At 34.9% G+C, this 12,975-nt stretch carries 9 protein-coding genes; 8 read left to right on the top strand and 1 reads right to left on the bottom strand.

Annotated elements, in window-relative coordinates:
• Position 1: 1 nt before the first annotated feature.
• The 8 genes from H4J70_RS18415 (at position 2) to H4J70_RS18380 (ending at position 12,502) form a co-directional block, all read left to right on the top strand.
• The gene (locus H4J70_RS18415) at positions 2 to 2,242 is read left to right on the top strand and encodes a thrombospondin type 3 repeat-containing protein (RefSeq protein WP_182251644.1); all 2,241 of its coding nucleotides are present in this window, start codon (positions 2 to 4) and stop codon (positions 2,240 to 2,242) included.
• A gap of 1,139 nt (positions 2,243 to 3,381) precedes the next feature.
• Entirely contained in the window at positions 3,382 to 4,260 is an 879-nt protein-coding gene (locus H4J70_RS18410; RefSeq protein WP_182251643.1) for a YafY family protein, read from the top strand.
• Between the two features lie 62 nt (positions 4,261 to 4,322).
• Complete coding sequence (locus H4J70_RS18405; protein WP_182251642.1) at positions 4,323 to 5,408, top strand: dynamin family protein; 1,086 nt, start codon at positions 4,323 to 4,325, stop codon at positions 5,406 to 5,408.
• Between the two features lie 9 nt (positions 5,409 to 5,417).
• Entirely contained in the window at positions 5,418 to 7,697 is a 2,280-nt protein-coding gene (locus H4J70_RS18400; protein ID WP_182251641.1) for a dynamin family protein, read from the top strand.
• An 11-nt stretch (positions 7,698 to 7,708) separates the two neighbouring features.
• Positions 7,709 to 8,257 (top strand): hypothetical protein, encoded by a 549-nt coding sequence (locus H4J70_RS18395; protein ID WP_182251640.1) that lies wholly within the window; start codon positions 7,709 to 7,711, stop codon positions 8,255 to 8,257.
• Positions 8,258 to 8,260: 3 nt separating this feature from the next.
• Positions 8,261 to 11,473: an ATP-binding protein gene (locus H4J70_RS18390; protein ID WP_182251639.1), complete on the top strand. Its 3,213-nt coding sequence runs from the start codon at positions 8,261 to 8,263 to the stop codon at positions 11,471 to 11,473.
• The gene (locus H4J70_RS18385) at positions 11,470 to 12,090 is read left to right on the top strand and encodes an HNH/ENDO VII family nuclease (RefSeq protein WP_220470401.1); all 621 of its coding nucleotides are present in this window, start codon (positions 11,470 to 11,472) and stop codon (positions 12,088 to 12,090) included. Before H4J70_RS18390 ends, H4J70_RS18385 begins: the two co-directional genes overlap by 4 nt.
• A 1-nt stretch (position 12,091) precedes the next feature.
• Positions 12,092 to 12,502 (top strand): SMI1/KNR4 family protein, encoded by a 411-nt coding sequence (locus tag H4J70_RS18380; RefSeq protein ID WP_182251638.1) that lies wholly within the window; start codon positions 12,092 to 12,094, stop codon positions 12,500 to 12,502.
• 167 nt (positions 12,503 to 12,669) lie between these two features.
• Here H4J70_RS18380 and H4J70_RS18375 read toward each other — a convergent pair whose 3' ends face one another.
• A complete protein-coding gene (locus H4J70_RS18375) occupies positions 12,670 to 12,897 on the bottom strand; it encodes a hypothetical protein (protein WP_182251637.1) in 228 nt (75 codons plus the stop codon).
• Between the last annotated feature and the right edge of the window lie 78 nt (positions 12,898 to 12,975).

The following is a 12,975-nucleotide window of genomic DNA, read 5'->3' as shown; positions in this document are numbered from 1 at the left end:
AATGAAACAAATTAACGTGTTCACATTGACAAAATGTTTAATGGTTTGTCTATTGTTGCAAACGAACTTCACCCAAGCGGAGATACCTGAACCTGACAATTTATTTTACGGTTCTATTTCTCTCGATAGTCTATTGTTAACGTCGGCTGATATTCATGTCACTATTGTGGTTAAAAATAACGGTGAAGAAATAGCAAGTTATCGTTTGGGGGATAATCCCATTATTGAAAACCGTTATGTATTGAATATTCTGATAGATTCGTTAAATGCGCGAACTGACAAAGTTGCACGCATTGGTGATACGTTGACTTTACATTACCATTCAGGAGATCTCGTCAGCGAAGTAGGAGAAATAGTGATTGAGGAGCAAGGAGTAGCAACTGAATTTAACATAGCATTGCTCTCTTCTGATCTTCATGAGGAGGATGATTTAACTGCTAACGACTCTGATGGTGATGGTATACCTGATGAGGTTGAATTAGCAAACGGATTAAACCCATTTGATGCTTCGGATGCACTTCTAGATAGTGACGGTGATGGTATAGATAATTTAAGTGAATTCTTAGCCGGAACTGATATTCAAAAGGATGAACAGCCACCTTTAGTTATTGCGCCAGGGACACTTGTTGTTTCAGCAACAGGATTATATACCCCGATAAATTTAGGTGTTTCGGCTGCTTTTGATCAAAAAGATGGTGAATTGACCCCATTGCCCGATGGCAATGGATTTTATGCGCCGGGTAAATATACCGTAACTTGGACTTCGTCAGATGCTGAGGGCAATCAAGGAATCGATACACAAATTTTAATGGTAAATCCCTTAGTTAACTTTTATGCAAATAAATTGGTCGCGGAAGGTGAGCGAGTTAACGTAACAGTAGAATTAAACGGTTATGCTGCGAAATACCCTGTAACCATACCTTTTGTGGTCACAGGCACTGCTGAGGCAAATGGAATTGACTATACGTTAATAGAAAGTCAAATTGAGATTGATAGTGGTTTGGTTGGTAGTACTGAATTATTGGTGGTTGACGATATGATATCGGGGGAAAATATTGAGTCTATTATTTTCACTATGGGTACACCAATCAATGCTGTTGTTGGCAATAAAAATACTTTTGTTGCCAGTATCACCGAAGAAAACATTGTCCCTCGTGTCAAACTGGTTGTTGAACAAGATAATAAAAAGACAAATATTGTTGTTATCGGTATGGGAAATATTAACGTTACAGCGGTAGTAGAAGACCCAAATATACAAGATACCCATAGTTATGATTGGTCGTTAAGTGATAGCAACTTAGTAGATGTTGATGGAGATACACTTAATTCTATTTTAGCTGTCGATTCCACTGCCCTGACAGCTGGAATATATAAAATTTCATTGCTGGTAACTGACAGTGAAGGAAATAATACTAACGTTGAACATTATATTGAACTTCTACAGGAAGCGCCTTTATTAACAGACGTTGACAGTGACGGAGATGGGGTTGCTGATAATATTGAAGGTTTTCACGATAGTGATGGCGATGGTATTGCACAATATATGGATGCAATAGCACAAATACATTTAATGCGAGCGAATTCACAAGTGAGTAATGCTTATATAATGGAAACTGAGATAGGCTTACAGATTTCATTAAATGAGGTTTCCTTGAATGTTGGAAATAGTTCGCCTTCGATATCGATGGCGGAGCTGCAAACTGTTTTTCCTAACTTACAAGAAGAAAGTAGAGTTTTTAATGGTGGTATTTTTGACTTTCGTGTCTCAGGTATTTCTGAATCAGGTGCTTCAATAAAAATTATTATCCCTCAATTAGCAGCCATTCCTGATGAGGCTATTTATACTAAATTACATATCGAGGATTTAAGCTGGCATCAATTTGTAGAAGATAATAAAAATATATTATATTCAGCGCCCGGAGCTATGGGCTTCTGTCCTGCGTCAAATGACAGCTCTTATGTAGAAGGTTTAGTTGCAGGGTATTGGTGTGTAATGCTTGAGATAGAAGACGGTGGAGTGAATGATGCTGATGGCAAAGCAAACAAAACAGTTGTTGACCCCGGTGGCGTACAATCACCGATTGTTACCGAGGCACCACCTCCAACACCTGAGCCGTCAATTCCAATAGAATCTAGTAAAAGTAGCAGCGGTGGTAGTTTTGACTTTGGTCTATTGTTTCTACTTGCTCTGTTTTTTACTTGTAATCGTCGTATTTTATTCAGATCAAAGGTTGTGATCTGATAAATTGCTCTGTATTTATAATTAGGGCTTCTAATGGTCGTAAATAGTCTGTTTTCAATTGGATAGGCTATTTATCTCTTATTTTTTAAGAGAATATTAACTTTTTATAAAAATGGTTTTTCTACTAAAAAAGTTTGTGTCATTTAAAATTTATACAATAAGAAATGTATTTCTTCTTGAATAATTAGGTTGCTATATTAATTTTATATTGCGCTCAGGGGGCGATTACGCCTTAGACTTAATACTCTATATTGATTCAAAACTTAAATAATTCCAATGTCTGCTTTGGGGATTTGAGATCTAACGCCATGCAAAAGTTTTAGTCATAATTTTAGTTGTGAATGGATGTGAATTTAAGTGAAAAAGGAAGCTTTAGGATCTATGAACTACCGTTTTTAAATCAAAAGCTAACTTCCGCTTTTGGCTAATCAGTGACCTTAAGAACAAACCAGAGTTAATGTCAGGAATGCGCACCAAGTTGTCATAAAATCTAAGGTGCTAACTAACTCTAATTAAGGTTAGTCGAATGTCCGCTTTCAGTCTTTTCAATTAAACCTGAATATTAATCCCCCAAGCTTCAAGATGAAAATTTTGAATGATTTCATTATCTGATGTAGGGCTGCTTTGTCGGATCTGCTGCCGTTATAATATTCAAAAAACACATAAACATTATTGCGCTTTGTGCTCTAAATTGAGAAAGAAAACTAATATATTTAAAGAGTCGAAGGGAAAATATAAATAATGGTGAGTCGCGCCTCTCCACGAATCGCAACAGCATAATAGATAATCGCCAAGATGACGCACGTTAATAGACATTATAGGGCGTTGATAAACTATTAATATACCTATCGATAGAAAAAAAGCCAATTGCACTATGCATTACATAGATTCTTAATATTAAAGTCCTCCTCTTATAGTTTAAGAGCAACCGTTTGGTTAATAATCTTTAACCGACTAAGTAAAATGTATTGTTAACAAATAGTTAAAATATTATTCCAAAACAATAATTATGTCCAAATAAATATAATTTTTAAATATTATGCTATAAATATAATACGTTACGGATAAATTGTTAGACACCACCTGTCCAACAACTCCTTTATAGTTTATAAAAACTGATATTAAAGGCATAAGGATGTATGGCTGAAGTAAAGCTTGCAGAGAGAATTACTGAAATTATAGGCATGCTAAATAATGGTGAATCCGTTAATATCAAGCAACTTGCCGAGAAATTTGAAACTTCTGAACGCACAATCCAAAGAGATATAACTGAACGTTTGCGTTTTCTTTCCCTTATCAAATCTGATAAAGGGTGGAGGATGGATACCCAATCTATAGGTAAGCTCAGCCAAAAAGTCATTCAGAATTTTGCGGCGATTAGTGGCATTAGAGACTTATACCCTTCATTAGATGATGACTTTTTAAAGTCATTAATGAGTCTAGAACACGAGTCGGCATTTTTAATAAAACCACATAATTATGAGTCGCTATCAAATCAATTTTCAAAACAACTATTTTCTAAATTAGAAGCAGCAATAACTCGTAAAGAACGCATTCACTTTTACTACAAAGCCAAAGATTATCAAAATATCCAACCGTACAAGTTAGTAAACTATAAAGGTATTTGGTATTTAGCGGCTGTAGACAATGGCAAGTTAAAAACGTTTCATGCTAACCAAATAGGGAGTGTCTGGCAGACCAAAGAATTATTTGAGTATGACTTAGAAGTTGAAAAACAAATTAACAATGAAGAAAGTATTTGGTTTAGTAAAAATAAACAGGAAGTAGTACTGAAAGTTGATGCGGATATTTCAAGTTACTTTCAAAGACGGCAATTAATACCTGAACAAGAAATAACAAAAACATGTGATGACGGCAGTTTAATAGTAACCACAATGGTTGCTGATGATATGCAAATATTACCTATTATTAAATACTGGATTCCACATGTAAAAATTATTTCTCCATCAAGTTTAGACGATACATTACGAAAAGAACTTAAAGGATATATGTATTAGGTACATATAAATAACTTATTTGATTACAACACTGGAAGATAAAAATGATAGTGAGTAAAGATATGGAAAAATTTAATGTTGCCGTAGTAGCAACAATGAGTTCGGGAAAGTCGACAACGCTTAACGCTATGCTCGGCATCCCATTACTTCCATCAATGAATGAAGCGTGTACTGCAACGATTTATAAAATAGAGGACGTCGATGGTTTAGTTGATTTTCAAGCTAGGTATATCACCCACGATAATAATGAATCGGATTGGGAAAATATTACCACTAAAGACAATAAGCTTATAGAGTGGAACAACTCTGGCTTTCAATTTATTGAAATTAGAGGTGACTTTCCTCATATAGATAATCATAAAAGTATTATTTCTTTTATTGATACTCCAGGTCCAAATAACTCCTCTGATAAGTCACACTCCGACATAACGCATGACATTATATCTACTAGCAAATTTGGGTTCATACTATGTATTATGAACGCATCTCAGTTTGGGGTCGATGATGAAAGAATTTTATTAGAAAACCTACTTGAAGATTTAAAGAAAAAAGGCACCAAAACTAAGATTGTTTTTGCGGTTAATAAAATTGATCAGCTTGATATGGAAACAGAGAAACCACATGAACTGATCAAAAAAATAAAACGATACCTCACTAATATAGGTTATTTCAGACCTACAGTAGTACCAATTATGAGCCTACTTTCTCTTGAGATAAGAGAAGTTATAGAAGCGCACAAAAATAAAGCAGAACTTACATTTTCAAGCAGAAAACAAAAGCAAATTTTAAGAAATATTGAATATTTATCTGAGTTTTCTGAAGAGTACAGAGCGGCGAGTATCAATAGTCCTTCCCAAAAAAAATATCTAGACAATGCAATAAATCAAGCTAGACATTTAAATAAATCTGAGACGGTCATTTTAGCTAATAATGATGTATCAATAGGGAAGTTAATTGAAGCAGACATCGTGACAGGTATTCCATTGCTTGAAGAAATGCTAGAAATAGAGTTATTAAAACATAATAGCGGTAATACCAAAGTGGCGACGGGCACTAAAAAGCTTAAAAAGCTTAAAAAGCCGAAGGTTAAAAGAAAGAAAAGATTAAAGCCAACAAGAAACAAAAAAAACAAAAAGAAAAACAAATAAGGATATAACATGAAATCATTAAAAGTAGAGCTAACTTACAACCCGTACACCGTAAAATCTGAATTTATAATTAATGGTAAAGACATTAAAGAAGGTCCTTTAGTTGATCTGACACTAAATAAAAGATTACAACAGTGGGTAGACAAGCTTTTAGAAGCCTTATCACACACATATAACACAAAAGAAATTGACTTAGTTTTCAATGGCACGCTATTGGATTCTGAAGACGTCAAAGATGCTGTATTCATCTATAACAAGAAGTCAGCTGGTATTATAAATATAAGTTATAACACAACGGACGAGACTGTTGATGATAAGGTAACGGAACTGAAAGCCTTGTACAAAGAAGCCAAAGAAGGACCTTTTGACGAGTTTCGCACAGAAGAAATGGAAATTAATTTTAATACTTCTCTCGCGCCTGAGTTTGAAGTTAATGTTATTGCCACTATGTCGTCTGGCAAATCAACAGTCATTAACGCTATGTTAGGTAAAGAGTTAATGCCCGCTAAAAATGAAGCTTGTACCGCGACTATCGCAAAGATTTCAGACCGCGATGATATGAAAAGCTTTAGAGCAAAACGTATTGACCATCAACAAGACATGATTGATGATTGGCAGGACGCTGATGCAAAATTGATGGAGAAATGGAATGAAGATGCAAATACATCCGTAATTGAAATCGAAGGTAATATTCCCGCAATTAGTGAAAAAGAAAGTATTCGTTTAGTTTTAGTTGATACTCCCGGTCCAAATAACTCAAGAGATTCAGAGCATAGAAAAGCGACTACAAGCGCAATATCAGCCAAAAATATGTCAATGGTTTTATATGTTCTCAACGCAACTCAATTAAGCACTGATGACGATAAAGGCTTACTGAACTTAATTAGAGATGCCATGATGGCGGGAGGTAGAGAAGCACAAGATCGTTTTATCTTTATTGCGAATAAAATAGATAACTTTGATCCTGAAAAAGGTGAGTCTGTCCAAAATGCTCTTAAGAATGTTCGAGAGTATTTACAATATAATGGAATTGCAAACCCAATAGTAATTCCCGCGTCTGCTGAATTAACCAAGTTAATCCGTGTTGCTGAATTTGAAGGAAAAGATTCACTGACACGTAGTCAAAAAGGTAACCTAAATAATTTCACTGAATTGTTCATTGAAGAACCTGAAATGAATATGTTAGAGCATGTTAAAAGTGCTATTAGTAAAAGTACTTACAATAAAATTAATGATAAGTTACAAGCGGCGAAAAACAGCAAAAATGAAGCTAAACAAGCTGAGATTTTGAGTGGGATCCCTATTGTTGAAACTTTACTTGATAACTTTATTGCAAAACATGCAATACCTGCAAAATTAAAAGACGCTGTTGATTCTTTTTCTGGTGTTATGGCTAAAGCCGAAAGCATGAAAAAGTTGGATGCCTTAATTGAGAAAGATACTGCAGAAATGAATAATATTGCAGAGCGTCTTGAGAACTTTTCACAGGAAAAATCGAATATTCAACAAGCTAAAGAGTTCAGAGATAGAATTAAAACAGCTAAATATCAACTTTCTAAAGACTCTAAAAAGTCCAGAATGCATGTTGATAATAAAATAAATGATTTGTTAGATGAACTGCAAAGTAAATTTGATAATGAAATTAGACCCTCTGAAGCAAAAATGGTATTTAAAAAAGCAGAAAGGGATTGTGAGTACCTTTTTGACACAATTGAAAGCATCTTAACCGAAGATCTAGAAAAAGAGCAGATGTCCACGCTTAATCAATTTAGAGATGACTATCAAAAACACATTGCAGAGCTACTTGAAAAAACCTTTCCGAGTAATGATGATTTCGCTCTAAAGGATTTTCAATCGTCTTCGATGGCAATGCCTGATACAACAAGCTTACTTAAAGAAGCGACATATGAAAAAAGAACCCAAGTATGCGTAGGTACAGAAAGACATGGTTTCTTATGGTTAAAAAAACGAGATGTATACGAAACAAAGACTGAAGAACTTGTTGATATGTCAGGACCATGGAATGAATTGGAAGTATCAATTAGAGAACACAAACAAAAAGAGATCACATCGTTCTCTAAAGTAGCTGAAAACAACTTTGAAGAAGCCAAAATACTTTTGTTGAAGCAAATGGATGCAATAGACAATAAAATGGATGAAATGCTTAAGACTATTAAAAGTGCGGCATCAGACAAACAACAAAAAGAAAAAATTCTAGCCGAAAATAAAGCGAAGCAAGACTGGTATAAAAACTTTATGTCTAAACTCGACGCAATTTTAGCATTATAAGGAGTCACAGTATGCAATCTAATCTACGATTAAAAACAGCGATTGAAAATGCAGATTTAATAAGTGCTAGGGCCATTATTCTTGCCTCATTTAGGACTGCACGTAACGAAAAAAACTACCAATTTATCGAATGGGTAAATGAAGCCAAATTGCTATTTCAACAAAAAGACATGCGATTTTTTGATGAAGATGATGACGTTACTGAGTTCACTCATAGTAATGAGCAGTGGGATGAAGAATTATGGAAAACCTTGCGTGTAGAAGTTGAATATAATTTTTCTCAAAAAAAATTAGATGCACTAGTTGCGGTTATGGACCATTTGAGAAAAAGTGGTCATCCTGATTTTCAAGTAAAAACCGTATCTGTTCATCAATCTAAAGCAAACTCACCCCAAGAAACAAAATCGGCAACACCAACTCAATTAAAAACTGGTGTTGTAGCGGGGGCTGCCGTCGGCTTTGCTATTGGAATGTTCATAGGGCGACCAATAATAGGTAGTGTTGTTGGCGCTGCTATTGGTGGTGGAATAGGCAATTCGTTAAACGGAAGTAAGGAATAAATAATGAATGATATGCAAGAGTTTAACGAATCTAAAAATGATGAAAAATTGCAACTTGCTTTACTGGAAGTTGATCAAATAGTATTAAAAGGATATTTAAATCAAATAGAAAAATTTGAACTTTTGCCTATTCAATCAGAATTAGGTGATGCAGTTAATAATATTAGATTAAATAAACTAACTCGAATTGTTTATGATAAGAATGAAGATAATTTAGATAAGCTTGTAAATGCTTTTGGTGCTTTACACAGCTGTAATAGCTCATTGGTCATAGTTTTAAAAGGAAGGAAGCAATATACCAATATATATATAGGCACCAATAAAATTGATGATGCTGACGGTATGAATGGCTATGATGCTGGAGAAACTTTAAAGGCTGCACTGCAAGGTAACTTTCAAGGAATTGAATTTGGTGAACCATTATTTAATTCAGATGTTGAATCATTACTTGAAACGATAAACGGTGAAGACAACAATCATATTGCAAGTGTTGTAGGTGTACCCTCATTAAAAAGTGATAAAAAAGAAAGTTTCTCTCAGGGTATTGAAAAAATTATTGAAGGAATGAAAAATAGAAATTACACCGCGGTAATTCAAGCAACCCCTGTAGCCAATCAAGAGCTTGAGTCTATAGAATTAGCTTATCAAGAAGTTTATTCAACACTATCTGTGTTTGAACAAAGGCAATTAACATTATCTGTTAACGATAGCATCGCGCTAGGTAAATCAATAAGTGACGGAGTTACAAAAACACTTTCCCGTAGTACAGGTCAAACACTAACATCAACAACAGGGAGTAGCACTTCAAATACTCATTCTGAATCTAAAACCAGATCAGACTTTGATATTAAACGCGCACTGACTCAGGCTGCAAGTGGGGCTGCTACAGGGGCTATTGGGGCTGGTAGTGTTTCTGGTGGGTTAGGTGCCCCTGCTGGTGCAGCTATTGGCGCGGCGATTGGTTTTGGCACGGGGATATTTGGAGGTTCAAAAAGTAGCTCCGACAGTTCAACATCTAGTGTAAATAGCAGCGAATCTGATGCATACACAACTAATGATAGCTACTCTAACGCTACCAGTAATACACGTACTGACTCTGAAACATCGACCAGAGGTAATAGTAAATCTATTTTAGTAACCGAAAAAAATAAAACCGTATTGGCACTACTCGAGTCAATTGAGCAACAACTCAAACGTATCCAAGAGTGTAAATCTTATGGTATGTGGAGCTGGGGTGCATACTTTATTGGTGAAAATAAGGTGGATGTGAATTTAGGTGCCGATTTATATTCGGGTGTTTTACGAGGTGAGTTGTCAGGTCTTGAAAGGAACTCTATTTCAACGTGGTCAAGAAGAAAAGACGAGGTTAAATTTTCAGCATTAACTAAATACATATCTCAATTACGTCATCCTATTTTTGAAACCCCTGAATACTTTAGAACCAAGCTGCTTTCATCAGCTTCACTAATAAGTACTAAAGAAGTTGCTTTAGCAATGGGCTTGCCCAAAAAGTCTTTACCGGGAATTCCCGTTTTTGAATCAGTTGAATTTGGACGGGCAGTAACAGCATATAGAAATTCAACGACGAATAACGCTATCAAAATAGGTTCAATTTTCAATCTAGGTAGCACGGATGAAGATTTAAGCGTTAGTTTAGATGTTAACACACTAACTTCACATGCTTTTGTTACTGGTAGTACTGGTTCCGGTAAGTCAAATGCAGTTTATTCAATGCTAAATAATTTATGGCAAGAGAAAAAAATTCCTTTCCTAATTATAGAACCCGCAAAAGGTGAGTATAAACATGTATTTGGTGGTATTAAAGAAGTAAGTGTTTACGGCACAAATCCGAAGATATCTCCCTTACTTCGCATTAACCCTTTCTCTTTCCCTGATGATATACACATTACTGAACATATTGACCGCTTAATAGAAATACTCAATGCTGTTTGGCCGATGTATGCTGCTATGCCTGCCATTTTGAAAGAAGCAATAGAGTTAACTTATGAACATTTAGGCTGGGATCTTTTACACTCAACAAATAAATTTGAGTCTAATATATTTCCTGATTTTCATGATCTTCTGGAAGTACTTCCTCAAGTTATTAATCAATCAGAGTATTCCGATGAAATTAAGAGTAATTACGCAGGAGCCTTATTAACTCGTATTCGTTCTATGACTAATGGCTACTTTAAAACCATTTTTCAAAAACAAGAAATAGAAGCAAGTGAATTATTCGATAAGCCATGCATTATTGATTTATCACGGGTTGGATCGTCTGAAACTAAGTCAATGTTGATGGGGATGGTTTTTCTCAAACTACAAGAGTACCGGATGTCTACTAGCCAAGGGGCAAATTCCACATTAAAGCATATTACTGTTTTAGAAGAAGCGCACCATCTCCTTCGTAGAACAAGTTCAGAGCAAAGCCAAGAAGGTGGAAACCTGCAAGGTAAGTCTGTTGAAATGATCTCTAATGCTATAGCTGAAATGCGTACATACGGGCAAGGCTTTATTATTGCGGATCAAGCACCAGGGTTATTAGATCAATCTGTTATCCGCAATACAAATACTAAAATAATTCTTCGTTTACCTGACTGGGAAGATAGAAACTTAGTTGGGAAAGCTATCAACCTTAACGAGCAACAAATTGAAGAACTTGCTAGGTTAAGAACAGGCTGTGCAGCCATCTATCAAAATGACTGGCAAGAAGCGGTTTTATGTCAATGGGATTATTTTGATGATAGTAACCACCAAAAATTTGAACACTCAGAAAATGATAACTCGGTACCTTTTGATCTTAGAAAGAAGTGCAAAGTAGATTTGATAAAAATACTTGTTAATGGTTATTTAAGGGCAGACACTCCTGAGCAAATCAAAAAGGTTATTGAGCAAGATAATGAAAATTGTGCAATTTATTATCCTCATATTTATTTCAACTTATCGGACTCTACTCCCTTATTAAATATTATGTCTAACTTACTTAACTTAGAGTATTTACTAGACGGGTTACCTAAGAGTGATATTGATAGTTGGGTAAAAGCTTTAAGCTGTAAAGTATTTAATAGTCTAGAAAAAAACATGTTTAATAAGGTAGAAAAAAACAATTTAATTAAAATGGTTTTAGACATATTAATTATTGAAAAACCGAGCAACAAAGCAGCTTTTGAAGTACAGAAAGAAAAAGTTGAGTTAATTTCAGAGGATATTTTATGATATCCACAATGCAAAAAATGCTCACGGAGGTTGCTAAAGAAAAGTCTAACGAGGTAGGAAAGGCACTATCAGATAAGATCCCTGATTTTTCTAAACCTAATAATTCATCTTCAATTGAAAGTAAGGTACCCACTTTCAATTTAACAGCAAAAGAAATAAATAATAGTCCGGATCTACAGGATAGTGAACAATCTAAGATTAAAGAAGAAAGTAATTATTCACCTAACATTAATGAGTCAATTTCTTCCGTAGATGAATTAACTATTTATAATAATGTTCCACTTGAGGAAACAAAAGTAAATGATAAACCAGCATTATGTAGAAATGATATTGACTTAGATAAGCAAGATGATATGGGTAAAACAAACCTTGAACGAATGGAGAAAGGACGTCCGCCACTAGATGAAACAGGGACCCCGCTAGAGTTGCATCATATAGGGCAAGAAGCAAGCAGCCCTTTAGCTGAACTATCTCAACAAGAACATAGGGGCGTGGGAAATAACACAGTCCTACATGATGGCACTCAAGATTCAAAAATTGATAGAGCAGCTTTCCAAAAAGAAAAAAGTGAGTACTGGAAGGCTAGAGCTGAACAATTACAAACAGGGAATATATAAGATGAATCGAGTTGAAAAATATATTAATGAAAACACTAAGGATTTCTTAATAAAGGGTAGTACTCCTAAATCTGAAATTTCTGATGCCCAACTAAAATTAGGATTTTCGTTTGATTTCGAGTATACAACTTACCTTAATAATTATGGCATATTATCGTATGAGTCGATGGAAATTTTAGGTCTAGGAGTTCCTGATTCCTCTTATCTAAATGTTGTTACATCAACGTTGAAAGCAATTGCTGAGTGGGGACAATTCCCTCAGAATGCTGTTGTGCTTGAAAATATAGGAGAAGATAATTATGCCATTATGATTATGGATAAGGGAGTATTTCAATTCTCACCATCCTCACTAGATCTAATCACTAACACTTTAGAGAGCTACTTATTACTTCGATTTTCTGAGGTTGTATAATTTGTAGTAGTCCAGATTTGAACTGAATTATTTTCAGTTCAAATCGATTTACCATCAATTAATATCTCTAACTGTACTCTTCCAAAACATATTTATTTTGATAGCCCAAGTAATAATATTAGTAACATAAATTAGCACCTGAATATGGGTAGAGCGAGTTCATTAAGCTAATATTCGTCATCACCAGTTTGCTGGCTTAAACCTCCAAGTATCGATTTTAGTGCTTTTAAGCGTCTACGCTCCTGCATCTGTGAAAATTCAACAAATGGTTTTTGAGCACTTTCTTCTCCCGCAGGAGGTTTCAACTGTAGACGACTATCTCTTATTAGTACTTCATAGCCCCTTGTTTTTAACTCTGCGTACCCTTCTTTGGTTTCAGCAAATGCTTCTATCAAAGCAGTCAGTGGTAAGTCATATTGAAACGCTAACTTTTACCACTTAGTTCTCAGCTTTTGTGAGCCAAACTCATCCCT

It is taken from the genome of Colwellia sp. BRX8-9 (assembly GCF_014077245.1).
Lineage (GTDB): Bacteria > Pseudomonadota > Gammaproteobacteria > Enterobacterales > Alteromonadaceae > Colwellia_A.
Note: the sequence above shows the minus strand (reverse complement) of the source record. Positions and strands in the feature narration are given on the sequence as shown.

Bases quoted from the DNA above. Each gene is read 5' to 3' on its own strand.
- H4J70_RS18415 (WP_182251644.1), top strand. From the start codon at position 2: ATGAAACAAATTAACGTGTTCACATTGACAAAATGTTTAATGGTTTGT.
- H4J70_RS18390 (WP_182251639.1), top strand. From the start codon at position 8,261: ATGAATGATATGCAAGAGTTTAACGAATCTAAAAATGATGAAAAATTG.
- H4J70_RS18395 (WP_182251640.1), top strand. From the start codon at position 7,709: ATGCAATCTAATCTACGATTAAAAACAGCGATTGAAAATGCAGATTTA.
- H4J70_RS18385 (WP_220470401.1), top strand. From the start codon at position 11,470: ATGATATCCACAATGCAAAAAATGCTCACGGAGGTTGCTAAAGAAAAG.
- H4J70_RS18380 (WP_182251638.1), top strand. From the start codon at position 12,092: ATGAATCGAGTTGAAAAATATATTAATGAAAACACTAAGGATTTCTTA.
- H4J70_RS18410 (WP_182251643.1), top strand. From the start codon at position 3,382: ATGGCTGAAGTAAAGCTTGCAGAGAGAATTACTGAAATTATAGGCATG.
- H4J70_RS18405 (WP_182251642.1), top strand. From the start codon at position 4,323: ATGGAAAAATTTAATGTTGCCGTAGTAGCAACAATGAGTTCGGGAAAG.
- H4J70_RS18400 (WP_182251641.1), top strand. From the start codon at position 5,418: ATGAAATCATTAAAAGTAGAGCTAACTTACAACCCGTACACCGTAAAA.